This window comes from Halorussus marinus (assembly GCF_004765795.1).
Lineage (GTDB): Archaea > Halobacteriota > Halobacteria > Halobacteriales > Haladaptataceae > Halorussus > Halorussus marinus.
This window is the reverse complement of the sequence record NZ_SBIV01000003.1, coordinates 408,578-432,579: the sequence shown is the minus strand read 5'-3', so window position 1 is coordinate 432,579 and position 24,002 is coordinate 408,578. Positions and strand designations below refer to the sequence as shown.

The 24,002-nt window shown below is 67.4% G+C and carries 27 protein-coding genes and 1 tRNA gene; 7 read left to right on the top strand and 21 right to left on the bottom strand.

Features of this window, described 5'->3' with window-relative positions; translation table 11 throughout:
- Nucleotides 1-35: 35 nt before the first annotated feature.
- Together EPY72_RS09065 and EPY72_RS09060 are read right to left on the bottom strand one after the other, a co-directional pair.
- On the bottom strand, nucleotides 36-536 hold the full coding sequence (locus tag EPY72_RS09065; RefSeq protein WP_135806211.1) for a hypothetical protein: 501 nt from the start codon (nucleotides 534-536) through the stop codon (nucleotides 36-38).
- A complete protein-coding gene (locus EPY72_RS09060) occupies nucleotides 533-988 on the bottom strand; it encodes a hypothetical protein (RefSeq protein ID WP_135806210.1) in 456 nt (151 codons plus the stop codon). Before EPY72_RS09060 ends, EPY72_RS09065 begins: the two co-directional genes overlap by 4 nt.
- Before the next feature lie 48 nt (nucleotides 989-1,036).
- Here EPY72_RS09060 and EPY72_RS09055 point away from each other — a divergent pair, with 48 nt between their 5' ends.
- The gene (locus tag EPY72_RS09055; protein ID WP_135806209.1) at nucleotides 1,037-1,279 is read left to right on the top strand and encodes a hypothetical protein; all 243 of its coding nucleotides are present in this window, start codon (nucleotides 1,037-1,039) and stop codon (nucleotides 1,277-1,279) included.
- 4 nt (nucleotides 1,280-1,283) lie between these two features.
- Here EPY72_RS09055 and EPY72_RS09050 read toward each other — a convergent pair whose 3' ends face one another.
- The 15 genes from EPY72_RS09050 to EPY72_RS19350 form a co-directional block, all read right to left on the bottom strand.
- Nucleotides 1,284-2,027 (bottom strand): hypothetical protein, encoded by a 744-nt coding sequence (locus EPY72_RS09050; RefSeq protein ID WP_135806208.1) that lies wholly within the window; start codon nucleotides 2,025-2,027, stop codon nucleotides 1,284-1,286.
- 15 nt (nucleotides 2,028-2,042) lie between these two features.
- Nucleotides 2,043-2,336 carry a hypothetical protein gene (locus EPY72_RS09045; RefSeq protein ID WP_135806207.1) on the bottom strand — a complete coding sequence of 98 codons (294 nt, stop codon included), beginning with the start codon at nucleotides 2,334-2,336 and terminating at the stop codon, nucleotides 2,043-2,045.
- A 3-nt stretch (nucleotides 2,337-2,339) separates the two neighbouring features.
- A complete protein-coding gene (locus EPY72_RS09040) occupies nucleotides 2,340-2,708 on the bottom strand; it encodes a hypothetical protein (RefSeq protein ID WP_135806206.1) in 369 nt (122 codons plus the stop codon).
- An 11-nt stretch (nucleotides 2,709-2,719) separates the two neighbouring features.
- Nucleotides 2,720-3,697, bottom strand: coding sequence for a phage major capsid protein (locus tag EPY72_RS09035; RefSeq protein ID WP_135806205.1), 978 nt, complete (start codon nucleotides 3,695-3,697; stop codon nucleotides 2,720-2,722).
- A 3-nt stretch (nucleotides 3,698-3,700) separates the two neighbouring features.
- Nucleotides 3,701-4,954 (bottom strand): XkdF-like putative serine protease domain-containing protein, encoded by a 1,254-nt coding sequence (locus EPY72_RS09030; RefSeq protein WP_135806204.1) that lies wholly within the window; start codon nucleotides 4,952-4,954, stop codon nucleotides 3,701-3,703.
- Nucleotides 4,955-5,144: 190 nt separating this feature from the next.
- Entirely contained in the window at nucleotides 5,145-7,016 is a 1,872-nt protein-coding gene (locus EPY72_RS09025; RefSeq protein ID WP_135806203.1) for a phage portal protein, read from the bottom strand.
- A gap of 3 nt (nucleotides 7,017-7,019) precedes the next feature.
- A complete protein-coding gene (locus EPY72_RS09020) occupies nucleotides 7,020-8,393 on the bottom strand; it encodes a hypothetical protein (protein ID WP_135806202.1) in 1,374 nt (457 codons plus the stop codon).
- Nucleotides 8,380-8,940 carry a helix-hairpin-helix domain-containing protein gene (locus tag EPY72_RS09015; protein WP_135806201.1) on the bottom strand — a complete coding sequence of 187 codons (561 nt, stop codon included), beginning with the start codon at nucleotides 8,938-8,940 and terminating at the stop codon, nucleotides 8,380-8,382. Before EPY72_RS09015 ends, EPY72_RS09020 begins: the two co-directional genes overlap by 14 nt.
- 132 nt (nucleotides 8,941-9,072) lie before the next feature.
- Nucleotides 9,073-9,390 carry a hypothetical protein gene (locus EPY72_RS09010; protein WP_135806200.1) on the bottom strand — a complete coding sequence of 106 codons (318 nt, stop codon included), beginning with the start codon at nucleotides 9,388-9,390 and terminating at the stop codon, nucleotides 9,073-9,075.
- Nucleotides 9,391-9,398: 8 nt separating this feature from the next.
- Nucleotides 9,399-9,653, bottom strand: a complete 255-nt coding sequence (locus EPY72_RS09005) for a hypothetical protein (RefSeq protein WP_135806199.1) — start codon at nucleotides 9,651-9,653, stop codon at nucleotides 9,399-9,401.
- A 2-nt stretch (nucleotides 9,654-9,655) separates the two neighbouring features.
- Nucleotides 9,656-10,045 carry a hypothetical protein gene (locus EPY72_RS09000; RefSeq protein WP_135806198.1) on the bottom strand — a complete coding sequence of 130 codons (390 nt, stop codon included), beginning with the start codon at nucleotides 10,043-10,045 and terminating at the stop codon, nucleotides 9,656-9,658.
- On the bottom strand, nucleotides 10,045-10,575 hold the full coding sequence (locus EPY72_RS08995) for a hypothetical protein (protein WP_135806197.1): 531 nt from the start codon (nucleotides 10,573-10,575) through the stop codon (nucleotides 10,045-10,047). The genes EPY72_RS09000 and EPY72_RS08995 overlap by 1 nt, the downstream gene beginning before the upstream one ends.
- Nucleotides 10,576-10,693: 118 nt before the next feature.
- A complete protein-coding gene (locus tag EPY72_RS08990) occupies nucleotides 10,694-10,972 on the bottom strand; it encodes a MarR family transcriptional regulator (protein ID WP_135806196.1) in 279 nt (92 codons plus the stop codon).
- Between the two features lie 60 nt (nucleotides 10,973-11,032).
- Nucleotides 11,033-14,794, bottom strand: coding sequence for a hypothetical protein (locus EPY72_RS08985; protein WP_135806195.1), 3,762 nt, complete (start codon nucleotides 14,792-14,794; stop codon nucleotides 11,033-11,035).
- A gap of 254 nt (nucleotides 14,795-15,048) precedes the next feature.
- Nucleotides 15,049-15,199, bottom strand: a tRNA-Met gene (locus tag EPY72_RS19350).
- A 143-nt stretch (nucleotides 15,200-15,342) separates the two neighbouring features.
- Between EPY72_RS19350 and EPY72_RS08980 the strand changes: the two genes are divergently transcribed.
- The gene (locus EPY72_RS08980; RefSeq protein ID WP_135806194.1) at nucleotides 15,343-16,575 is read left to right on the top strand and encodes a DUF7115 domain-containing protein; all 1,233 of its coding nucleotides are present in this window, start codon (nucleotides 15,343-15,345) and stop codon (nucleotides 16,573-16,575) included.
- Here EPY72_RS08980 and EPY72_RS08975 read toward each other — a convergent pair.
- Entirely contained in the window at nucleotides 16,559-16,948 is a 390-nt protein-coding gene (locus tag EPY72_RS08975; RefSeq protein WP_135806193.1) for a DUF5830 family protein, read from the bottom strand. The genes EPY72_RS08980 and EPY72_RS08975 overlap by 17 nt on opposite strands.
- A 55-nt stretch (nucleotides 16,949-17,003) precedes the next feature.
- Entirely contained in the window at nucleotides 17,004-17,759 is a 756-nt protein-coding gene (locus tag EPY72_RS08970) for a DUF2797 domain-containing protein (protein ID WP_135806192.1), read from the bottom strand.
- A 112-nt stretch (nucleotides 17,760-17,871) separates the two neighbouring features.
- On the opposite strand from EPY72_RS08970, the gene EPY72_RS08965 reads away from it, so the two are divergent.
- Nucleotides 17,872-18,204: a BsuPI-related putative proteinase inhibitor gene (locus EPY72_RS08965; protein ID WP_134668969.1), complete on the top strand. Its 333-nt coding sequence runs from the start codon at nucleotides 17,872-17,874 to the stop codon at nucleotides 18,202-18,204.
- Here the strand turns inward: EPY72_RS08965 and EPY72_RS08960 are convergent.
- On the bottom strand, nucleotides 18,201-19,139 hold the full coding sequence (locus EPY72_RS08960; protein ID WP_134668967.1) for an NAD-dependent epimerase/dehydratase family protein: 939 nt from the start codon (nucleotides 19,137-19,139) through the stop codon (nucleotides 18,201-18,203). The two genes, EPY72_RS08965 and EPY72_RS08960, sit on opposite strands and share 4 nt — an antisense overlap.
- Nucleotides 19,140-19,229: 90 nt before the next feature.
- Between EPY72_RS08960 and EPY72_RS08955 the strand changes: the two genes are divergently transcribed.
- From EPY72_RS08955 to EPY72_RS08945, 3 genes are read left to right on the top strand one after another with little or no spacing between them, the layout of a single operon-like run.
- Entirely contained in the window at nucleotides 19,230-19,790 is a 561-nt protein-coding gene (locus tag EPY72_RS08955) for a tRNA (cytidine(56)-2'-O)-methyltransferase (protein ID WP_135806191.1), read from the top strand.
- Between the two features lie 60 nt (nucleotides 19,791-19,850).
- Nucleotides 19,851-21,107, top strand: a complete 1,257-nt coding sequence (locus EPY72_RS08950; protein WP_135806190.1) for a DNA double-strand break repair nuclease NurA — start codon at nucleotides 19,851-19,853, stop codon at nucleotides 21,105-21,107.
- Between the two features lie 54 nt (nucleotides 21,108-21,161).
- Complete coding sequence (locus EPY72_RS08945) at nucleotides 21,162-22,448, top strand: hypothetical protein (protein ID WP_135806189.1); 1,287 nt, start codon at nucleotides 21,162-21,164, stop codon at nucleotides 22,446-22,448.
- A gap of 10 nt (nucleotides 22,449-22,458) precedes the next feature.
- On the opposite strand, the gene EPY72_RS08940 is transcribed toward EPY72_RS08945, so the two are convergent.
- Nucleotides 22,459-23,292, bottom strand: a complete 834-nt coding sequence (locus tag EPY72_RS08940; RefSeq protein ID WP_134668959.1) for a PspA/IM30 family protein — start codon at nucleotides 23,290-23,292, stop codon at nucleotides 22,459-22,461.
- Nucleotides 23,293-23,347: 55 nt separating this feature from the next.
- On the opposite strand from EPY72_RS08940, the gene EPY72_RS08935 reads away from it, so the two are divergent.
- Nucleotides 23,348-23,962 carry a dienelactone hydrolase family protein gene (locus EPY72_RS08935; RefSeq protein WP_134668957.1) on the top strand — a complete coding sequence of 205 codons (615 nt, stop codon included), beginning with the start codon at nucleotides 23,348-23,350 and terminating at the stop codon, nucleotides 23,960-23,962.
- Nucleotides 23,963-24,002: the final 40 nt, after the last annotated feature.

Sequence of the window (24,002 nt, the reverse complement as noted above, 5' to 3'; positions counted from 1 at the left end):
TCCATCGTCAGGTGGAATACTGCGGTCTGTACTGGTCATGATAAGTCCTCGTAGCCGTCAAAGACGACGTCGAAATCGTAGCGGTAGTAGTCCGCATACAGCTCCGACTGCGGCGCTTGGTTCGCCACCTCCAGATGCGTGTACGAGACGTCGGTCCCGCCGGCGTCCGGCCAGGTGCGCTCGGCGAGCAGGGTGCTCCGGATCCGATCGACGAGGCCGGTGTCACCGTTCTGCCAGACGATGCCCTCGCTGCCGTCCGGATCGACGTGGCCCCATTCGCTGTGGTTGAGGCCCTCGATGCGGACGCCGACCACGGCCTCGCGGGAGAGGTTGTACTCGGCGCCCCGCGGCTCGGTCGCGACGTCCGCGAGCGTGGCGCCGACGTAGTTCGCTTGCTGGAGGTCCTCGGTCCGCGACCGGATGTCGCCGTCGAGGATGGTGCTCTCGTCGCGATCGACGCGGCGCAGCGGGACGGTCAGCGAGCCGACGACACTGCCCAGCTGGGCGAGCACCCAGTCAACTTCCGGACTACTCATCGCTGCATCTCCCTCCGGAGCTCGTTGAGTGCATCCCGAACCGCCCGCGACTCAGGCAGCCCGCTGGGATGGGTCTGTGGCAGGAACGCGGTTCCGTCGGGGAACATCTCGGCCAGGTAGGGGTACTCGGCGGGGTCGAACTCGAAGACGAGCAGGGGATCGCCCTCAACGGTGTGGTCGCTGGTCCCGAACTCGAAGTAGACCGAGGCCTCGTGCTCCCAGCCGACTCGGATCGAGAGCGAGTTCTCGGAGCGGTCGACTTGGGGTTCGCCGAGGCTCTCGATGATCGGCTCGACGTTGTAGTCGTACTGGCTGCCGTACGCTCGTAGCTGGTCGTGGACGTCCTGGACGAATTGATGGACGAGGTTGTCCGATTGCCCTATGAGTTCGTGTTCGGCCTCGTCCAGGACGGCCTCGCGGAGATCGTCCTCGAAGCTGCTGTCGAGATTCATGTATTGAGGCCCCTACATTTATCCGGGGTGGCTGACACCTCTCCAGTGATGTCCGAAGACATGCCCCGAGTAATCCGGAAGGCAGACCACGGCGTGAGTGTCGAGCTTGAACTCGAAGAGTCCGAGAAAGGATTCACTACGATGAAGTTCTCGGAAATCCGGCTACTTGAGAACGGCTGGGTGGAATGTCGAGACCCCAACGACGAGGAAGAACGGCGAAACTTCTTCCCTCCTTGGAAAGTGCAGAACATCGTTGTGTACGACGAAGACAAGCCGAAAACAACGTTGTAGGCCATTACTGGTAGACCTCCAGGAGCTCGTCGGCCTTCCGCTCGAACTCCTCAGCCAGCGACTCGACCGACCGAACCCGAGCGTTCTCCGGGATCTGGACCGCGGCCTCATCGACGAAGTCACTCGCAGCACGGAACGCAACCGCCCGGCGAACGTTCCGCGGGATCCCTTCGTGGCCGTACGAGTAGGACACGTACACCGCGTTCGCGAACGACTTCAGGACGTACTCGTCGTCCTCGCCGTCCTCGAGGAGGTTGTCCGTGTCGAGGTAGAGCCGGCTCCAGCCGCCGTTGTTCACGCGGAGGTAGTAGTCGTCGCCGACCGCGTCTGGCCACGACCCGCCCTCGTACTCGACGGTCCAGTCCTCGAAGCTCCCATCCGCAGTGCGGACGAGCAGCTCGGAGACGGACTCGGCGTCGCGGCGTGCGAGCTCGATCGCCGTGTACGATCCCTGCGAGGTCTTCGGCGACGGCCCGCTCTCGTCGACGATGAACGCACCACTGGTCGGGATGTCTTCCTCGTCGTCTCTGGTCTTCGACGCGGTCGGGATGTCGATCGCCGAGGCCTCGTCGAGGATGGTGGCGCCGGTCGGCGCGTACCAGTGGCGCTTCAGACTCTTCTCCAGTGGCTCGGTCTGGGCGGCGATCGCGTCGACGGCGAGCTGCTGGTCCTGACTGATGTCGCCGGGGAGCTCTGCCTCCTGGAGCGCGCGGCGGAGGTCCTCGAGCGTGCAGTAGCCTTTAGGCATAAGAGATCACCGCGGTCAGCTCGCCAGCAGCGTGATCGTCGCCATGTCTCCAGCCGTGCCGGTTCCACTCGAACAGCGGACGCGGATCTCCTCGGCGCCGGTCTCGACGACGTCGTCGTAGTCCGCGCTCCCAGAGTAGCCCGACCGGACACCCTGGATCCAGTCGCCGCCGTTCTGCCGGACGTCGACCTCGTAGTCCGCCGCAGCGTCGCCGCGGATGTGGATGTCGACGATGTTGGCGCCGAGCAGCCGGAGGCTGACGGCGTTGCCAGCGGTTTCGATGTCGATCGTCGCCTCTTCAGTGGGCATGGGTCAGCCCTCCAGCTCGTCGTAGTAGCGCGAACTGATGGTCTCGAGTGCCGTTGTCCGAGACTTCCCCGTGTCCTCGGCGTGGTAGAGTGCATCGAGGAGGTCGACATCGTCGATGTCCTCGACGCGTTCGCTGAGTTCGTCGACGGTCTGGTCGGATGGATCGAACGGCGGTTCGACCTCTACCGCACCGTCGCCGAGGTCGGATGTCTCGCCCACTTCGTCAGCGGCGTCCTCGACCACGTCGAAGTCCTCGTGGTCGCGGAGGTAGTCGGCGAGCTCGCCGTCGACGTCCTTGGTGTCGCCGGGGTCGAAGCCGACGCCGCCGACCCGGTAGTGGCCGCCGTCAGCCGTGTACGTGACTCGTGTCATGGCGAGCCACCTCAGGCGGTCGCGACGTTGTTGATGAGGACCGCGCCCTCCTCGTCCTCGACCTGGAAGTCGTCGCGGGTCCGCATGAAGTAGCGCGCGAACAGGTCGTTCTCCGCGGTCTTGTCCGTCTGATCGAGCACCTCGACCTCGGTCTGCCGCCAGACGCCGTAGATGAGGTTCTCCGGGTAGGTGAACAGCGCCGTACCCTGGGGCCAGCCGGCGAACCCGTAGACGTCGTAGTTGAACGGCGTCAGATCGTCGTCGCTGAAGATGACGGCAGCGCCGAGCGGGTCCTCACGCTGGGTGAGGTCGAACTCCCACTCCTCGATCTGGGAGAGGTTCATCATGTAGACGGGCTCGTTCACCGCCGCCGACCGCTTGAACTTGTTCGGCAGCGCTGCCCGCGCCTCGTGGAACAGCGACGTGTCGATCGCGCCGCCGGCGTGGTCGTAGGTGTTCGTGTCGGTGCGCTCGTTGAGGATCTTCAGCCAGCCGTCGTTCTGACTGAGGAACGCCTGACTGTCACCACCCGACGCGTCGTCTTCGTCGCCGTTGATGCCGAGGTCCTGGGTGTCGACCGCCCACTGGTTGCTCATCTTGTCGAGCACGATCTCGTCGACCTGCCCGATCGTGTCCTCGACAGTCTCCTGGGGGAGGTCCCAGTCGAGCACGCCCTTCTCGGCGTCCATCTTGATGCCGTCCGTGTTCACCTCCGCACTGCCGTTGCTGGTGCCTTCCTCGGTGCCGGCGCCGCGCCGCATGCGTTCGCCGACGCCGATCCGGGCGATCTCCATCTTCGGCCGCGGCAGGACCTCGGTCCGGACCATGCCCATCAGCTGGCTGGTGTCCTGGATCCGCTGGTACCACTCGTTGAAGAGGTCCCGCGGCATCACGCCGCCCGAGAGATCCGCGGGAGCGATGTCCTTCAGCGCTTCCTCGTTGCCCTTCCGCACGCCGGTCATACCGCCGTAGTTCTGCTGGATGCTCATGTTCTATCGGCCTCCCTGGCTGCCTGCGAGCTCGCTCATCTTGCTCTCCGGCGTGAAGAACGCCGCCCGACGGTCGACACCGTCTCCGTCGCCGCCCTTCTCGGCACCGCCGAGCTGCTGGCTCTCGGTCGCACCGGTCTGCTTCGAGATCGCGTCGATGCGCTCGGCCTGCTTGTCGACGTCCTCCTTCAGCGCCTTCGCCCACTCGGGAGCGTCAGCGAACGCGTCCTTCTCGCCGTCGCCGCCATCGCTGGCGGCCTCGAGGGCGTCGTCGAGTCGCTTGCTCTGTTCGTCGACCTGTTCCTTGAGTTCCTGTGCCCACTCCGGGGGCTCGTCGTCGTTGCTCATGTCAGAATCGTCGGCGGCTTCTGTGCCGCCATCGTCGTCGGCCGGCGTGTCGCCGCCGGGGGCGTCTTTGGCAGTCGATCCAGCACCCGAGGCCTCGGACGTCGTCGCACCTGTGTCGCCGTCATCGGATCCGGTGAGTGCGTTGAGGAACGCCGTCGCGGCGCTCGTCAGCTTGCTCTTGGCGCCGGGCTCGCCAGCGCCCTCGACGTTGATCCCGCGGTCGAGCACGTCCCACAGCCGTTCGGCGTCTTGCTCGCTGTGGCCGCGCTCCAGCGCCTCCTCGATGAAGGCGTCGCGGTTGCCGAGGTGGTCGGCGAGCCGCTTCTCCGCGGTCGCTGCCCGCGCTTTCGACGTCGAGAGGATCTGGGCGTCAGGCACCGCGGGGATGTCGACCGCGCTGACTTCTTGCATGATGCCGTCAGTGAGCTCCCAGTACTCCTCGACATCGACTGCGTCTGGGACGGAGACCTCGTCGGGGAGCTCCTCGGGGTCGTCAGTGGTGTACGTCCAGTCGACGTTGATCGCGCCGATGGAGTGGCCGTCGAGGATGCCGTCCGCGACGAGGCTCCAGAGCTCGTCGTCGTGGTAGGCCCACGTCTGGACCCACGCGCCGGCGTCGACGGTCTTGCCGCCGATCTCCTCGGCCTCGTCGAGCACCTCGTTCCGTTCGAGCGTCATCCAGTCGGAGGGCCAGACGGCGTGCATGATGCCGCCGTCGGCCTCCTCGACGTCCATGAACGCCTCGAACTGGGCGGCAAACGCCTCGATCGTCTCGGGGCGCTCCCAGTCGCCATGGTGGTCGACCGTCCACGGCACCATGACGACGCCCGTCGCGGTCTGGGCGTCCTCGTCTTTGGCGACGTAGTCGACGCGTTTCTCGTAGTGCTGTTCGTTTCGCTGCCTGGTCATCTGTCAGTCCTCGTCGTCGTTGGCGGCGTCGTCGGCGTCCTCAAGGTCTTTGGCACGACCGGAGGAGAGGACGCCGCGCTTTTCGCCGCGCTCTTTGTCACTGTTCGATGTCATCGATGGAATCCGTGCGTCCCGGTCGTGCCTCGCACAGGAGAGCCGGGACCTCCCCTGGGTCATCGGCGTCCACGGGCTAGTCGTCGGTCGGCGCTGCGGCCCCAATCTGCGGCCACCCGCTGGTGTCGGTCAGCTCCTCGTAGACGAAGTCCCACTTGATGTGCTCGTGGTGATAGGAGCCGTGCGAGGCGGCGTCCTTCAGGCCGGCCCACGTGTCTTCGGGGACGTCGAGGTAGACGTAGATCCGGTCGACCGGGTCGCCGTGGAAGCGGATGTAGAGGTCGCGCGTCTGCCGGTCGTAGAGGCCGGCGACGAGATTCGAGCTTTCGAACTGCATCATGTCGACCCGTGCCTCGTCGGGCGTGAGCGGGTCGTCGAGCTCGACGGTGACCCCCGAGCGCTCGCCGACCTTGTTCTCTGTCGGCGGCGCAGCCTCCGGCCGACCCATCGACTGCACGCCCATCTCGGTGGAGTCGTCGAACTCGCTGCCGACGTTCGCGACCAGCGTCTCCCCATCGACCGGATGATCGTCGGGGAGCGGATCCTCGCCGATCATCTCCAACGCCCGGTTGACCGGCACCGCGCCACGGACCGCCTGGATCTTCGTCCGGGCAGTCCGCGCCTCCTCGGCGGGCCGATCGGCGCCCCGGAGCTCGAAGTCGACCGTCCACTCGTCGACGCCAAGCGCGGTCTGGTGGAGGATGCGGTACAGTCGGGCTTCGAACTTCGCCTGCTCGGGCGCGATCACGTCCTCCGCGAACTCCCGGACCTGCGCCTCCGAGTTCGACCGGTTCGACGTCGACGTGACGTTGATGAGGATCGGCGGGACCTCGTGGACCTTCGCGATCTCGTGCTCGTTGCGCTCGCGGAACTGCTGGAACTCCATGTCGTTCGAGTCCGTCGCCCCCAACGGCTCGAACTCGATCTCGACGTCGCTCCCATCCTCGGCTTCCAGCGGGGTCTGTTGCTCGAACTCGTCAACCTCGAGGATCGCCGTCCGGTACGGCTCGCCTTTCAGGTTCTGCTGGAGTTCTCGGAGTTGGTCTTTCGACTCCTCGGTGAGCTTCCCGCCGGTGACTTTGATGGCGTAGTGGGGGATGCCGAGGTTGTCGAAGATGTCGTGGTTCCATTCTTGGGCGGCCTCGTCGGCGGCCATCGTCCGCATCGCGGCGACCCAGTCGGGGATCCCGTAGTAGAGGCTGATCGGGCTCGGATTCGGGATGAAGATCAGCTCGTTCGCCGGTTCGTTCTCGAGGGCGTCGACGCTGCTGGCGACATCGCCGGTCTCCTTGTCGACGAACGTCGGGTCGTCACCGTACCGGTCGCCGGCCTCGCCGAAGTACCGGCGGCGGCCCTGTCGGATCTGGACGTAGCCATGCCCGCTCAAGATCTCCTCCTGCTCCTCACCGTCGGCGTTCTCGACTGTGGTTGTAGTCTTGCGGACGCGGACGGTCGTCGCGGGGACGTGTGCGAGCCCGATCGGTGTGCCGTCGCCCTCGACGAGGACTTCGAGGGCGGCCCAGCCGATCCCGTGATAGTCGAGCCGGGAGAGTTCGAGTACCTCCTCGGGTGTGGAAGCGGCGGTGCCTTCGGGCCCGATCTGCCAGCGCGAGTCCGAGCCATGCCAGAAGTCGTGGACTGTCTGGTAGGCCTCACCGTCTGGGTCGGGTTCGTCGGCGCTGGGATGGGGGACGATGTCGAAGCCGTAGCCAACCTCGTAGCGCGCCTTCTTCCGGAGGCACGCCTGATGGGTTTCGTTGAGCTCCTGGAAGGCAGCAAGTGTCTCGGGGTTGTACGGCGGGACGATGCCGCGGCCGACGTCGGTGGCGATGCGGCGTTCGTCGAGCTGGGTCGTCTCCTCGGCTTTTTCCATCGCTCGCTTGTTGCCGGGCGTCGACACTGAGAGCGATACCGTCGTCTCCGAGTCGTCTGGGGTGTCGTCTGTCATGATTTAGAGGTAGCTCACTCCCGTCGAGTCGTCATCTTCGCTGTCACGCTTCTCGTGCCGGCGTGCGGCCGCGGTAATCCGGTCGAGCGCCGAGGCGGCCAGCGCCAGTGAGTCGACGCAGTCGTCATGCCCTGTCTCGGGCGCGTGGTAGCGGGTGTAGCCAGTCTCGGTGACGTCGCGCTCCAGCTGGCGAAGCTCCAGTCGGAGCTGGTCGAGCTCGGGAACGCTCGGGGCGGTCAGCTCCTCGTTCTCGATCCGGGTCGCGAGGTCGTCGATCAGGCTCTTCTTCGTCTTCGGCGACATCCCGACCGGGTCAAGTGTGACACCTTCCTGTGCGAGGTCGGCGACGATCTTGTTGTCGCGAGAGGCGTCGGGAAGAACGATGCCGGGGTACTCAGCGTGGACGTCTTCGATGTCCTCCTGGATGGTGTCCCAGCCCTCGTTCTGGTCGCGTGAGAAGTACGCGATCTCGCCGGTCGCGTCGAGGACGGTCGTCACTCGGTAGTCCTGGTGGCGGGCGAAGTCGACGCCGACGGCGAACGGCGGCCGGCAGTTCTCTGCCGGACGTCTGGCCTCGCCGGTTCCTTCGACGATGTCGCCCTTGAGCGGGTAGGTGGCGGTGAACAGCCGGTCGCCGAGTTTCTTGAATACCTCGCCGCCGTCGTCGGGGAGCTGGGCGAGGTACTCGCGTTGGAAGTCGTGCTCGGGGATCGTCCCTCGCTTGTCTTCGGGATCTTCAGCGAGGTAGGGGTTGTCGGCGGACGTCGCATGGCTGGAAAAGTACTCGGGGTAGTCAGCGGACTGCCCGAGGTCGAAATACTTCTGGAAATACGAGCGCGGGCGAACCGGCTTCGAGATGAACATCGCCGAGCCCCCAGAGTCGAGGAGCATCGGGTCGAGGTCCTGATACCAGAGGTTGTCCGGCATGTAGTCGGCCTCGTCGATGACGACGTGGTCGACGCCAGCCCCCTGCAGCGTCTTCGGGTGGTCAAACGTCCGGAACTCATAGGTGATGCCATTGACGAGGTCGATCTCGTAGGGTTCAGACTCCGTAGGCTGACCGTCGATCCAGCTGTTGGGGAGCGCGCTCTTCAACGGCTCGAACCCGTACTTCTTCGCCTGGTCGTAGCTCGGGCCGACCCACCAAAATACTGCGTTCGCGGGGTCGTCAGTCCCCCAGTCGGAGAGCCAGGGCGCGCGGCCGAGTTCGACCAGATCCATCACCGCGCAGATGTTCTTCCCGGCGCGCCGCCCCCACTTGAGGACGCGGTACCGGGCGTCCGAGGTGAGGACGTCAACCTGCTTCTCGTGGGTGGTGAACCGTGGCCGTGGGAGCAGCGGCTCGCGACCCGCCGACTGTGTGCTACTTGTTGCCATTGCCGGCCTCCTCGTAACTGACGAACTCGGCAGTCACGCCCTCGCTAGCGTCGAAGCTATGATCGGCGTTGAGATCGACCTCTTGACGCTCGGTCTTGATGAACTTGAAGCTCCGCTCGAGCAGAAATCGAGCGAACGTGGTGTCGATGTCGTCTTCGGGGTCGAGCGCTCGCTGGACGAGCTGGTCGGCGGCTCGCGCACGTGCGCGCTTAAAGCTGTCCGAAAACTCCTCGTGCTCGTCAAGGTATTTGTAGAGCGTCGACCGTGAGACACCGCCTTTGTTGGCGACCTGTTTGAGGTTGAGGAAGCTCTCGGCCGCCTCCAGCAGATCGTCTTTGACCTGCTCGAACTTCGACGGCCGGCCGCCATGGACGTCGTCCTCGTCTTCGAGGATGGCGGTGGCCGAGGCCTCCCCGAGCAGGTGGACGTCGGCGAGTTCGTCGACGGTGGCTTCGCGGACGTCGTCAGCGGTGGTGTAGCCGGCGTCGCGGAGCTCGTCGGCGATGGCGGATCCGACGCCGTCGATGCTGGTCAGGTCCTCAGTCATGGGAATCACTCAAAAGTCCGAGTTCGTGAGCGCACGCCGCGCAGATCGCGGCGTCGCCCTGCCGGTGGGGCGGGTCGAAAAGGTCTCCTTCCGAGCAGTCGTCGGCGACGCCGCTCGAACACGTCCACGCCATCAGTCCTCCTCGGCGGTGGTCTCCTGACTGACCTCGACGATCGCTTGGGCGAGTGCTTGGTAGTCGGCGATCTCGACACCGTTGTAGGCGCCGAGGACAGCGATCGCGAGCGGGACGATGACGGTTGGGTCGCCGCCGTATCGCAGGCCGAGGATGGAGATGGCGGAGATGCCGATGTTGACGACGATCGACCGGATGATCTTCAGGCCCTTGAGCATCTTCAGATCACCGCCCGTCTGGTGGACGGTCTTCCAGTCGTCGACGAGCCTGTCCGAGCAGTACCACGGCCGATCGCATGGGGTCGGTTCTGCGGCCATGGCATGCATCACCCTCCGGACTCCCCACCGTCGTCGCTGTCGTTGCCCTGGAGGTCGCCGACTGCGGCGACGCCCTCGCCCATCGCGTCGTCCCAGAGGTAGTAGGCGGCGCCGAGCGCGATCGCGACGGCGCCAAGCAGGATGAGCGAGTCGGGTTCGCGGCCGGTCCACTCCATCCCGAGCCAGGATGCGAAGAGGCCGAGGATGATGATGCCGGCGAGTACTGTGCGGATCAGTCGTGGAACGTCAGTGTGTTGTGTCATGGTTAGGTGATGAGGCCGAGGATGTAGGCCTCGAACAGCCAGTCGAGCGGCGTCCAGATTTCGAGCGTGTGCGACGTCCAGTCGTCGACCATCGCGAGCACGCCGATCACGGCCGCTGCGAACGCGACCCGGGTGGCGTACTGGCGGAAGCGCAGCAGGCCGGCCGTCGTGATGACGATCCCGAGCAGCGATCCGATCGAGCCGGCGACCGAGTAGAATCGCCAGATCGAGACGAACGAGAACAGGCCGACGGCGAGGCCGAGCGTGACGACCACTGGCTCGCGGTCGGTCATCGCGTCCCAGGCGTAGGTCGCGGCCCAGAACGCGAGCAGCGCGCCCCACGTGTAGTGGTGGGGAGCGAGCGTGTGGCCGTCGGGGACTGTTTCGAGCATTAGAAGAGCGTGATCCGGTCGATCTCGTCGAACGTGTCCGCGTAGAGGTCGAGGACGCGCTCGACGATCTCGACGGTGCGGTCAGTGTGGCCGGCGCCACACGACGAGGCGCACTTCGCGTTCGCGTAGCCCGAGACCGACGGTTCGTACTGGAGTCGGCTCCCGCAGCGCGGACACCGGGCTTCGACGTGGTCGAGCATCCACGCGACATCGGCGTCGACGTCGTCGCGACGGTGGAGGCGCTCAGCGAGCGCATACCAGAGCCAACAGTCCCAGGGGTCGTGCTCGCGGAGTCGCTTGATCGCGAGCGCGGCCGCCTGGTAGAGCTCGGCGTCCTCGTGGGTGTGGCGTCGCTGATGCATCCGCTTGAAGTAGCGGGCGAGTGCGGTCGCGGTGTCGGAGACGAGTTTGCCGTTCGAGAGTTCGCCGCTTCCGTCGAGGGCTTCGCGCAGCGGGATCGTTCCAGGATACCGCCGGTCGCGACTGAGTGGTGCGCCGCTGTTGGGGCTGAATTTGTGTGCGCCTTTCATCGTCTCAAGAGGAAAGCTGTCGCTGTGGTTCGTCCCCCTTCATCGCTCGCGACAACTGCAGTCGCGAGCATCCGAGCGACGGGCGGTCCTGTTGTCAGAAAGAAAGGGCAAGAAGGTATTAGTGCCATTCTGTTCCGGAATTATCCCCGGTTCTTTCGGACCCTGGCGCGAGCTCGTAGAGGTTCTTCCGAGCATCGTCGACGTAGGGGCGCTCGTCGAGCACGCCAACGTCATCGAGACGCTCTAAGGCGTCTCGGACTGTCCGACCGGGGAGGGCAGTTCGCTCGATCAACTCCGCTTGGGTGAGGGGTGCGTTCTCCTGCAGGATGAAGTAGACAAGCTTCGCGCTCGGTGGGAGATCTCGAACCCGGTCGGAGTCGATATTGAGCGAGGTCATGGATGTAGTCGGACAGTCCTGCAGCTACTCTTCGGGGCGAGCAGTCCGGGATTCGTGCCGCTAACTGGGCGGGTCACTGGCCGATTGCCAGTCCCACACCTCCGTTCGAGCCGTCGTCGACGTGGCCGACTCGTCAGCTGGGCCTCGCTCGGACGTGACGGGGTCGCGAATCGCCAACGATGCCGTATAGGACTCCCATACGTTGCTGTTGGTAGTCGAGGGCTGGACGTCGACCATCCCCGAGTTCGGACAACCGTCGTCCGCGTAGAGTGTCGCACCGTTCGGACCTGCACCCTCGAACGCCTGCAGGAGGTCGCGCTCCTCGAGGCGAGTGAACGTCGTCCGGACGTGTTCTTTCGAGCAGCCGACCTCGTCAGCGACATCCGCCGCGGTGACCGTGCCGGTCGCGTCCCGGAGAGACTCCACGATCTCGCGCTGGGTGTCGGTGTAGACCCATTCGACGCCCGAGACTTGGACGTCGGCGAACCCGGCGGGCATGGCGTCGGTCCGGACGAAGACGGTGGCGTGGCTGTCGGGGTCGCTCGGATCTCGAGCGTACCGGCCGGCGGCCTGCGCGGTATGGTTCTCCCGGACTGACGCCAGGATCTCTTTGGCGACCTCGGCGTCCTCGCCGACGAACCCACGGCCGTGGGCGCGGTGTTCGGTGCCGTCGTCGTCCCTAGTGGTCTCGGGTTCGGCGTCGAGATCGAGCTCGGCGAGGAGATCGAGGACGAAGTGGTCGCCCGGGTCGATGCAGCCGTTGACGAGCCCGGCGCGCTCGTGGGCGAAGTCGTTCCGGCTCTTCTCCTCGCCGTAGTGCATGGTCTCGGGGTCGACGCAGCCGGCGTCCTTCATCAGCTGGCGGACACGGGACTCAACGGCGTTCGTGGTGATGGCGGTCCGGAACTGGTGGCCGTACTCGTCCTGGAGGTGTTCGACGAGCGCGCGGACCTGATCCTCGTTGAAGTACTCGCCGCTCGCGAGCGGCCGGGTCGCCGTGCCGACTTGGACAACACGAAGACCGCGCTCGAACCGCCGCCACAGCTGGCGGGCCTCGGGGTCGAGCACCTCCTTGACGTGGATGTTCGGGTGGACGTCGACCGCCCACTTCGGCCGCGCCGGGTGGGCGTCGAGCCCGACGACCGACCGGGCCTGGCTGAAGTCGGGCGCGCATCGGACGGTCCAGAGCTCGTTGTCCTCGCTGAGGACGACCGAGACCCATTCGCGGTTCCAGCCGTCTTCGTCGCTGACTTGGGCGTCGAGCCGCGGGGGCTCGTAGCTGGTTTTGCCGACGCGGCGGCCATTCCCGCGGTCTTCGGCGTGGAAGATCGCTCTCGCGAGCGCCGGCGCCATCGTGTGGGCCCGCGGATCCTCGAAGTAGTGCTCGGCGGGCGGCTCCTGGTCGAGGGCGTCCTGGAGGGCGTCGCGCTCGTTGGCCGCGTCGCCCTGGTAGCCGTCGTGGCGGGCGAGGGTGATGAACGACTCCCAGTTCGTGACGGGCGCGTCGATCGCCTGCAGGTAGGCGGTGACCGCCTCCTCGACGCGCTGTTTGTCCATGTCTTGGACGAAGTCGGGCTCTTCGTCGATGACGATGTTCGTGCCCATCCGGAGGCCGGGAACGTGGGCGAAGTTGTGGGTCGCGAAGACGACGTCGAGACCCTCCTCGCGTTTGTTACGGAACGTCTCCCACTGCCGGATCGCGGGACACTCCGAGGGCGTTTCGTCGAAGTCGCCCTCGTCTTCGTCGTAGGTGGTCTGGCCCGAGCAGCACGGGAGGTCGGCGCCCTGGTCGTTGTGGTCTTCGAGGCGGCGGTGGACGTGCGAGAAGGGCAGGCCGCGGCCCTCGCACATCATCTTGATCCACTCGGAGGCAGCCATTCCGTCCATCGTGATCGGGGTGTAGTCGATGTCTTCGTCGTCCTCGGGCGGATCGTAATCACCGGCCGCGACCGTGCAGGCCTCGTGGCGGGCCCGGAGGACGAAGTGGTCGATGTCGTCCTCGCCTTGGGCGGCCTCGATGGCCTCGTCGCGAGCGTCGCGAGTCGCCTGCAGGTGGATGACGGGCGCGCCACCGGCGACGCCGTTGAGCGAGGGGTTGCTGTTCCAGGCGGTCGTCGCGACGGTGTGGCTCTTCCCGAGCGACGTGGGCGCGTCGACGACCGCGGTGTCCTCGTTCCGCATGACTTGAGTGATGGTCGCGAACAACTGGTCACGAGCTTCGCGTGTCGACGGCCAGTCGAGTCCGCGCTTCTTCGCTGCGCGCTTGCGTTCCTCGTGGGAGAGGTGTTCGAGCTGGCCGACCGGGAGCGAGCTCACCGGCTGGCTCTCGACGTCGTCCTCGCTCTCGAAGGCATCGTCGAGGAGCGCCGGGCGATCGTCGCTTGTATCTCCGCTGGTGTTCGCGGTCGAGCGCTCGAGTTCTGGGATGTCGAATCCGAGATCCCGGAGGTTTTCGATACCTCGCCACCAGAGCTCGCCGCTAGCCTGTCGGGGTGAGGCGTTCTCGGGCCGCATCTCGCCGGCGTCGATGAGCGCCATCACCACGGGCCCACCGTAGCCGCCGCGGTCGCCGGTGTCCTGCCAGATCTGGTCGTCGACGACGTTTGCCGTCCCGTTGCTGTTCTTCCCCCATGTCGGGACGAACGCGCGCTTGCCGTCGCTCGTCGACGCCGTGTCGTTCCAAGCATGAACGATTGTGCGCTCGGCCACCCGACGGGCGTCGAGGCGGTCGATCGCCGCGAAGATGTCTCGGATGTCGTCGGTCGTCTCCTCGGACGATGTCGCTGCGGGCTCGTAGTCGTCGAGGTCGTAGTCGTCGCGAGCAGTCGAGACATCTCCGCGCTGCGATGAGGCGACCTCGTCGTTCGCCTCCAGGAGCGCGTCGAGGACGTCGTCGTTCCACTCGCGGACTTCGGTCGGCGTCCCCGGGATGTGTTCGCCGGTCATCACGCAGACGCGCTTGCCGGGATACACTTCGATGGAGGGGAGTTCGTCGTTGTCGCCCCACGGCTCATCGTCGATCTGCCACGACGCCTGTTTCACGCCGTCGGGGAGCTCCCCACGGTAGATGGCGTGCGCGCCGGCGCCGCTCGTCGAGACGTCGGCGTAGGTCAGCCCGAGGTGTTCGAGGATGGCCTCGAACGCGGGGTGTACTTCACCGTTCTCGTCGCGGACGTCGTCGCCGTCGATGTAGACGTAGGGGTCGTCGGGCTGCTGGAGGAACGCCCGACCGTCGAGGCGGTTGTCGACCTCGGCCATCGCGACCGTTTCACCGTCGACGTAGTGGTCGGTGTAGCCCCACTTCCAGCGAGCGTCACAGTCACAGGTCGCGGCGGTGTCGTGGCCGTCCTCGCTACACTCGGCGGGCGCATTTCGGTCGCCCCACGGCGCGAACGGCTTCTTGTCGACGTGGCCCATCCACTGCTCGCGGTCGAGCAGCTCGGCCGGCCAGACGTTCGACTCGGGGCTCGCGAACTCCGCGTCGGCCCACGTTCCGTGGTCGCCCGCGCGGTTGTGGCCGTGATCGCGCAAGCGGTCGGCCCCCACGGCCGCGTCGGCGGCCTCCTCGGCGGTCGGCTCGTCGACAGTCTCGTCGTCGCCGGCGACGAGCTGCAGGTCGGGGTTCGAGGCGAGGCTGTCTCCGACCGCTTCGACGTCGTCGGTCGAACGTAATGCTTCGTTAAACTCGCGTTCGGTCCAACCGTTCGCGAGAGCTGTCTCTTTAAGTTCTGCTTTCGGGACAGGTTCGTCTGTGTCGAGGCCGAGGAAGCCCTGGGTCTCCCAGATGAGCGCCGCCCAGTCGAGATTCGGGACGTCGCTCACGCCCATCCCTCCTCGGTCCGGCTAGCGCTCGCGTCGAGTGTCGTGAGATCCTTGCCGCAGCGTGCGCCGTTGATTTCCCCGTCGCAGCGATAGTCGCCGGACTTGATGGGGGTTCCGCAGACGGGACAGCGCTCGCTCACGCGGGGCACCCCCTGGCTTCCGCTGTCTCAGCAGAGGTAGCTATCGCGGAATGGGGTTGACGATGGGTGCTCCTCGCTGTCTGATTATTTTGGGCATCTACAGGAACGAAATTATGCCCGGGGAGGGCTCCGAACCCTCGATCTCCGCATGTCCCAGGTTCGAGGCTCGGCAGTCCTCGGCGGACATGGGGAGGCTTCCAAGGCCTGAGCACCGAATCTCAGAACCCTATGAGTGCGGCGCTATGTCCAGCTAAGCCACCCGGGCTCGGTTCGAGGTAGGCGAGAGGAACTCTTTAAACTTCTCATCTGGACCGGATTCGTCACCGCGAGGCACGGTGATTTCGCGCGCGCGTTCGACCCGACGTGCCACCCGGCGGATTTAAGCCGGGAGGCTAATCATACCTGAGCATGAGCGTTCCCGGTATCGTGCAGTCGAAGCTCGACGGCGAACAGATCGCGGCCCAGGTGCCGCTCGGCGGCGAGGACGGACTCTACGTGACGCGGACTCGAACGCTCGTCTATCGAGCCGACGGGCTGCTCAGCGACGAGTCGGTCGAAGAGTACCCCCACGACGCAGAGCGCATCGAGATCTCGGAGGGGCGGCGCAAGTCGGCCATCACCCTCGACTTCGGCATCGAGGGCGAACAGCGGTTCAAGGTGCCGACCAGCCGACTCTACGAGGCGCTCCATCCGGTACTCGCGGGCGTGTTGAACGCCGCGGGCGTGACGGGCGCCGACGAGACCGTCACCCAGACCTACCAGTTCAGCGAGCTCACGCTCGTGATCACCAGCGAGCGCGTCGTCAAGCACGTCGGCGCGGCCGTCTGGGACGAGGACTACGAGGAGTATCACTTCGGCGACGTGACCGCGCTCGACGTCGAGGAGGGCAACGTCTCCTCCCAGATCATCGTCGAGAGCGAGGGCCGGCCCCAGCGGATCAAGACGCCGAGCGACCAGACCCGCGAAGTGCGCGAACGCATCGAGCGCGCGCTGCTGGAGTACCACGGCGCGAGCTCGTACGAGGAGTTCGCTCGCGAGCACGCAGACCCCGAGGACCGCGCCGACCCGGCGGCGGGCGCCGACGCCGAGGCGAGCCCCGAGACCGACGACGAACCGGCCGATCCGCTCGCCGGCGGCGTCGACCCGATCGAGGCGAACCCGCCGGAGCTCGACGACGACGGTGCGATCATCGAGGACGACGCGGGCGTGACCACCGACGAGCGACCGGGCGACGGCGGGGAGGCGGTCGCCGAGCCCGCGCCCGCCGAGCAGTCGGGCGGCGCGTCGGACGGGCCCGAGGCGTCGGGCGCCGCCGACTCGGTGGCGGCCGGCGAGCCGATCACGAGCAACGAGCCACCGGCGGCCGACGAACCGGCCGCGACCGGGACCGACGGCGCGCAGACCGGGACCGACAATGCGGCCGCGGCCGCCGACGGGGACGGGGACGACGCCCCGAACGGTGAGTCGGCCGACGGGTTCGCCGACTCGGGGTTCGAGCCCGCCAGCTCCGAGCTCGAAGCCGACGACACCGCGGCGCAGTTGGAGGCGCTCACCGAGGCCGTCGAGCGCCAGAACGAACTGCTGGCCGAACAGCAACGGACCCTCGAAACCCTCATCGAGGAGCTCAGTCGCGGCCGGTGACCTTCCGGATGCACTCGGGACCGAACGCGCCGTGTTCGGCGGCGTCGAGCTTCATGAAGTAGCCCGTCGAGATGCTCGCGCCACAGCGCCGACACGAGAACTCCCCCTCCTTGGTGACGATTTCGCTCTGGAAGCTGAGGTAGCCGCCGCCGCTCGGCCGCACGACGCCGTCCTCGCGCTCGATGACGCCGCGCTTCTCGGCGGCGTCCAGAATCTCGCGCGTGGTCGCTGGATGGGTCGTCACCGTCTCGATCCGGTCGACCGCCTCCGCGACCGTGAGCTCGGGGTGTTCGAGCTTCGAGAGGAGTTCGACGCCCACTTCGACGGGGTCGGCGTCGGTGTCGACATCGCCGGGCTCGGCGTCTTCGACCATCGCTACGAGTTCGCTCGCGGGGCGGATTAAAGCTTGCGCGAGGCCGGGCGGCCGCTCAGAACGCCTCCAGACTCGACTGGCGGTCCCGATCGTCGGCCTCCGGCCGGACCGCGTGGCCGACCAGTTCGCGCATGTCGACCGCGTAGGTCGTGTCGCCCCGCGCCAACACGAGCACTCGACCCTGCACGCCCACCACGGTGCCGGTCGCCAGCGTCTCCGGGACGGCGCCCGAGTCGAGGTCGAAGCCGTAGTCGAACGCGAACGTCGCCTCGTGGTCGAACTCCGCGAGCGTCGCCGACCACGCCCGGTCGTCGACCGCGCGGTGGAGCCCGGCGACCTTGTCGGGGACGCGCACCCGATCGGTGTAGGTCTCGGCGATCCGGGCCTCGATCTCGCGGGCGATCCGGCCGTTCGAGACCGTCCGGAGGTGGGCGGCCCGATCCGCCCCCTGTTCGCGGAGCCGGGTCCGGAGCCGCCACTCGCGGGTCACGCCGACCTTGAACGTCGCGGGCGCGAACGCCGCGAGGTAGACGGCGTGGTCCTCGTGGCAGTCCATCTCGTCTTTGAGACAGGTGCCGGTACACCGGGCACAGACCCACGTCGAGGTGTGGGCCTCGCAGTACGGCGCCCCGTCGCGGTCGCACGGGTAGTGGTCGGCGCCGTCGAGCGCGCCCGCACACCGACGCTCGCCCAGCGCGTAGGCGAGGTCCTCGCCGGGTCGTAGGGGCTCGCGCCGGACGCGCCCGTCTTCGGCGACGAGCAACGCCGGCCGGCGATCCTCGCGCTCGGTCTCGTAGCCCACGATCTGCACGAATCCGGCTACGCGCTCGGCGAGTAAAAGGCGTGCCGTTCGGTGCGGGCCAGCCGACCCGACCGCGGGCCGGCACGGAAGCGTTTTCACGCCGGGGTCACCACGCCGAACTATGGCCCTACGGAGCACCGTGACCGCGTCGGTCGCAGACGGCCGCGTGGCGTTCGACTACGAGGTCGAGAACGCGGGCGAGCCCGTCGAACTGACGTTCCGAAGCGGCCTCTCGGCCGACTTCGCGGTGTTCGAGGACGGCGAGGAGCGCTGGCGGGCGAGCGACGGCCGACTGTTCACGCAGGCGCTACGCACCGAGACGCTCGCCGCCGGCGAGCGCCGAGAGTTCTCGGACGCGTGGGAGGACCCCGACCCGGGCGCGTACGCGGTGGTCGCCCAACTGAACGCGACCGGGACCGACGCCGAGGCCCGCGCCGAGTTCTCTGTCGCCTAGGATTGCTCGCGGAGCTCCGCGAGCAACTGGCGGGCCGCCCGACGGACCGACTCGTCGCTCGACGTCGACGGCGTCCACCCGAGCGCCGAGAGCTTCTCGATCGAGAGCCGCATCTTCGGCACGTCGCCGGTCCACCCGCGGTCGCCGCCGGTGTACTCGTAGTCGGGGTCCAGCCCCATCTCGTCGGCGACGATGTCGGCGATGGCGTTGACCGAGGTGGTGGTCCGGGTGCCGAGGTTGTAGATGTTGAGAGGCTCGTCGGCGTGCTCGACGACGTGGCACATCGCGTCGACACACTCCTCGACGTGGAGGTAGGACTTCTCCTGGCGGCCGTCGCCGAGGATCGTCAGGCGCTCGGGGTCGTCGAGGAGCTTCTCGATGAAGTCGGGGACGACGTTGCCCCGCTGGTGGGGTCCGACGATGTTGGCGAACCGGTAGACCCACGCCTGCATCCCGTACGAGTGAGCGTACGTCGAGACCAGCCCCTCGTCGGCGAGCTTGCTCGACCCGTAGATGCTGATGGGTTCGAGCGGGGCGTAGTCCTCGGGCGTCGGCATCGGGGCCTCGCCGTAGACGGTCGAGGAGGACGTGAACGCGATCCTGTCGACGCCGACCTCGTCCATGCGTTCGAGGACGTTGTAGGTCATCGCGCCGTTCTCCTCGAACAGCCGGCGGTCGTCGTCGTAGTTGGTGTCGGTGTAGGCCGCGAAGTGAAAGACCATGTCGACGTCGTCGGTGATTACCTCGGCGACGTCGTCGGAGTCTGTCATATCGGCCACGACGAGTTCGGCGCCGTCGGGCACCCGATCGGCGTCGCCCTTCGAGAGGTCGTCGGCGACCAGCACGTCGTTGTCCGGCGCGAGCGCGGCGGCGAGGTGCGAGCCGACGAGCCCGGCCCCGCCGGTAATCACGACCCGCCTGTCGGAGAGTTGCATGACCGAACTTGGACCGGTTGCGCCAAAGTGCTTTCCGGTCGCGCGCCGCGTTCCGAAATCCCCTAACCCGCCGGCCCCCGATGGGCGCCCATGCAAGGCGAACCCGAGGTCGCGGTCCTCCGGCTGGGTCACCGGCCGGGCCGCGACGAGCGGATGACGACCCACGTCGGGCTGACCGCCCGCGCGCTCGGCGCCGACCGCGCCGTTCTGGCGGGCGACGCGAGCAAGTCCGTCGATACGATCGCGGACATCACCGACCGGTTCGGCGGCCCGTTCGCGGTCGAACTCACCGAGAGCCCCCGGCGGGTCCTCCGCGAGTGGGACGGGAAAGTCGTCCACCTCACGATGTACGGCGAGCGCGTACAGGACGTCGAAGGCGCGATTCGGCGCGCCCACCGCGGGGGCGACGGCGGGGTCGGCGAACCGATCCTGACGGTCGTCGGCTCCCAGAAGGTGTCGTTCGACGTGTACGAGGCCGCCGACTGGAACGTCGGCGTGACCAACCAACCCCACTCGGAGGTCGCGGGACTCGCGGTGTTCCTCGACCGGCTGTTCGACGGCCGGGAGCTCGATCGAGAGTGGGTCGGCGCCGACCGCCGAGTGGTCCCCGAGGAGACGGGCAAGACCGTGGTGCCGACCGACGAGGAGTGAGCCTCCGGACGCGCCGACCGAACCCCACCCTTTTTCGCGCTCGGCCGGGACGTGACTCGCATGACCCTCGACCCGGTGCACTTCGACGGCATCGCGGGGTTGGCCGACCGCATCGACTACGACGCCGAGGACGCTGACCACCGGGAGTCGGCCGAGACCGTCTGGCGGGAGTACCTCGACCCGCTGTACGGCGACGACGGCCCGATCATAGAGCCCCTCACCGAGCTCCGGCGCCGGCGGGTGAACGCCGAGGAGGTCGCGCTCGAAGCCGAGCCGTTCGGGACGACCCACGGTCTGGACGCCGGGACGCTCAACCCGAAGGTGTTCAAGAACGGGCTGGTGGTCGACGTGGCTCACGCCGCGATGAGCGCGACGCCGTCGGACCTCGACCTCCACGACCGCCGGACGGTGGTGAAGGCCGTCCACTCCAACGACACCTCCACCGACTTCGAGACCGAGTGGGAGCCCTACGACGACGGGAGCCGGCGCCGGATCGTCCACACGAATTTGCCCCGAAACCAGTACGAGGAGGACGTGGTTCACGCCCTCGCGCTCTATCTGGCCGAGAGCACCCACGCGATCGACCACGCCGATCGGGTCGCGGAGTTCCTGTTGCTCGACGGGCCCCTCTACCCCAAGGGCGTCCTCCGGTGGTACTACCGGAGCTCGGTGCTCACCGACCTGTTCGAGGAGTCGCCCCACGTCGGTCGGATCCTCGACAACTACGTCGAACTGGTCGAGACGTTCGTCGATCGGGAGGTTCCGCTCGCGGGCTTCGTCAAGAACGTCTCCTCGAAGTCGATCGTCCGGACGCTGAAGCGCCGGACCGAGTTCGGCCCGGTGCCGTGGGCCCACGACGCGGGGCTGTTCGCGCAGTTGCTCGAACGCCGCGAGCGCGTCGGCGGCGAGTTCGAGCGGCTCACCGACGAACTGACGCTGACCAACTGGTTCGTCTCGAGGGCGGGGATGGACGCGTTTTTCGGCGACCCGGATCGGGGCCTCCTCGATCGGTCCCTCGACCCCGATCAGTACCGAGTCACCTTCTGCGTGGTCTACGATCCCCGCCGGGACCTGATCTTCAAGATCGAGGCCCCCTACGCGTTCACCGCCGACGCCGAGACCCGCGAGCGGATCGAGCGCCAGATCCTCGGGGAGATCGCGCTCCGGCGCGGTCCGCCGGGCGCCGTCTCGAAGGCCGACGAGCTGGCCGCCATCGACCGCGGGAGCGCCGAGTCGCTGGTCGCCGCCTTCGAGAGCTCGCTCGATACCGAACTCGACGACAACTACAACGCGGTTCGGTGGGGCCGGGACTACTAGCGACGGCGGTGGGTCGCCGGGGTTCTTTTGGCGCTCCGTCGCGTGTGTGTCCCCATGGCAGGGGACGTGCGAGTCGTCCTCGCGGTGGCGGTCGCGCTCGCGGTCGCGGGCGTGACCCCGGCCGCGGGCGGCCCGCCGCCGGCAGTGGGGGAACAGCAAGCCGCCGAATTGGCGGAGATATCACAAGACGGTACCGCGACCGAGCCGAACGAGACGGTGGTCCTCGAAGGTGGGTTCGACCCGGACTACGACCCAGCCGCGGTGCTGACGCGAGTCGAAGCGCGCCGAGAGCTGTCGGCGACCGAGCCGATCACGCTCCACGAGTACGACGACGACGCCGGCCCGGAGATCGACGTCCGCGATCAGTTCGGCGAGATCCGACCCGCCGGTGCTCGCGCGCTCCAGTTGTACTCGAACGCGACCACCGAGCGCCGGATGCCGCTGGGCTACGCCGTCGAGCGCGGCGACGGCGTCCACATCTATCTCATGAACGCGACCGACCTCGCGGCGTACGGCGTCTCACAGGAGGTCGTGTTGGCCCACGAGTTCGTCCACGCGCTCCAGTTCCAGCGGGACCTGTTGGCGCCCTCGCGGGAGGGGTTCCGGTCGACGTTCCCGCGGTGGACGACCGACGCCAGACTCGTCACCACGTCGCTGGTGGAGGGCGACGCGACGTGGACGACCGAGGAGTACGTCGCCCGCTACGGCGGCGACTACTCGCCGGCCGACTACAACCGGACGCTGGCGCGGGCGGCATGGCCGAACAGCCTCGGCGGCACGCCCTACTACTACGGCTACGAGTACTACCGAGCGATCGGCGCCGCGCCCGACGAGCGGTCGGCCGCGATCCGGTCGCCGCCGAACTCGACCGCGGAACTGCTCGACCCCGACGGGGCCGTCCCGCGAGCGACCCTCCCCGAGGCTCCGGCGAGCTCACAGGAGTTCGAGGCGCTGACGCGGTACCACACCGACACGGTCGGCGAGCTCGCGCTCCGACACGCGCTCAGGATCAACGGCCGGTCGTTCGGCGCGGCCGCCGCGGCCGCCGACGGACTGGCGAACGACCGGATGTACTACTACGCCGAGGCGGCCACGACCGCGACCCACTGGGTGAGCGTCTGGGAGTCGCCCGACGAGGCCGCCGAGTTCGAGGCGGCGTGGCGAGAGCTACTCGACGATCGCGGAGCGACGCCGGGCGAGAACGAGACCCTCGTGGTGCCGACCGGCGACGACGCGCCCGCCGTCCACTACGTCGTCGAGCGCGACGGCGATACCGTCCGGATCACGGCCGCTCCCGATCCCGACCTCGCGGTCGAACTCGCCGCCCACGGCCGGGCGTGACCGCTCCGATCTAGTTCTCCTCGTCGTCGCGAATCTCTTCGAGTTCGGCCTCGATGTCCTCGTCGGCGACCGATTCGGTCTCGGCCTCGACTTCCGGCTCGGCGTCGACTTCCGGCTCCGCGTCGGCGTCCCCGGTGTCGACCGACCCCTTGCCCATCTCGGCCTTCAGGGTCTCGAGTTCGGCGTCGACCTCGCCGGAAGTCCGAACGTCTTCGAGTTCGCGGTCGAGGCTGTCCTTGTCCGAGAGGGCGTCCTCGAAGGTCCCCGACTCCTGAAGCTCGTCCATCGCCTGCGCGCGGGCCTCCATCTCCTCGGTGCGGCCCTCGGCGCGCTCGATGGCCCGGCCAACGTCTTCCATCTCCTCGCCCGCACCGGTCATCGCCTCCGAGACGCGGGTCTGGGCCTCCGCGGCCTCGTAACGGGCCTTCATGCTCTCCTTTTTGGTCTTGAACTCCTCGATGCGGTTCTGGAGCTGGTTTTTCTTGTCGACGAGGTTGTCCTGAGTGTTCTGGAGATCGGCGATCTGGTCTTCCAGTTCCTCGATCTGGTTCATCTTCGTCTTCTTCTTCTCTAGGGCCTGGCGCGCGAGGTCCTCGCGGTCGGCCTCGACGGCCTGGCGGGCCTGATCGTTGTGCTTCTCGACGTTCTCCTCGAGCTTTCGCTTCTGCATTTCGAGGCGCTTTTTCTGGGTCGTGAGGTCCGCGATCCCCTGTTTCACGTCCTGCAGCTCGTCGCGCATCTGCTCGTAGGAGTAATCGAGCGTCTCCGACGGGTCCTCCGCCCGGTTGAGCAACGCGTTCACCTTCGACCGGACGACGTACGACATGCGTGAGAGTACTCCCATACACCACCATTTCGTGACCTTACCCTTAAAATCCTCACCTCCCCAACAGGCTCTCGTGCACTCCGAAGACCTCCCGCTCCCCGGCGCCCGGGACGTGCGCGCGACGCTGGACCGGCCCGAATCCGACGACGAAGCCGCCGTAACGGTCGCGTGTCCGCCCCACCCCCAGCACCGCGGCCACCGCGGCGACGACCGACTGACGGCCGTCAGCGAGCACCTCGTCGACCGTGGGATCGCCTGCCTGCGGTTCGATTACGGCGATTGGGACGAGGGGTACGGCGAGCGCGAGGACGCGCGCAACGCCTACCGGTGGGCCCGAGAGCGGTACGACCGGGTCGGGCTGTTCGGCTTCAGCTTCGGCGGCGCGGTGGCGGCGCTGGCGGCCGCGACCGTCGAGGCCCGACCCGACGCCGTCTCGCTGCTCGCGCCCGCATCGGGGCTCGCCGCCGACCTCGACGCCGCCGCGGCGCTCGACGACGTCGACGCGCCTGTACAGGTGATTTACGGCGCCCGCGACGACACCGCCGACTGGGCGCCGGTGGTCGAGCGCGCGCGCGAACTGGGGTTCGAGGTCGTAGAGTTGAGCGCCGACCACTTCTTCGTCGGCCAGCGCGAGACGGTCGCCGAGACGGCCGGCGGGTTTCTGGTCGAACGACTGGCGACGCGGTGACGACGCCCCCGGAAAGCCGCGTTCGCCGACGCGGTGGGCG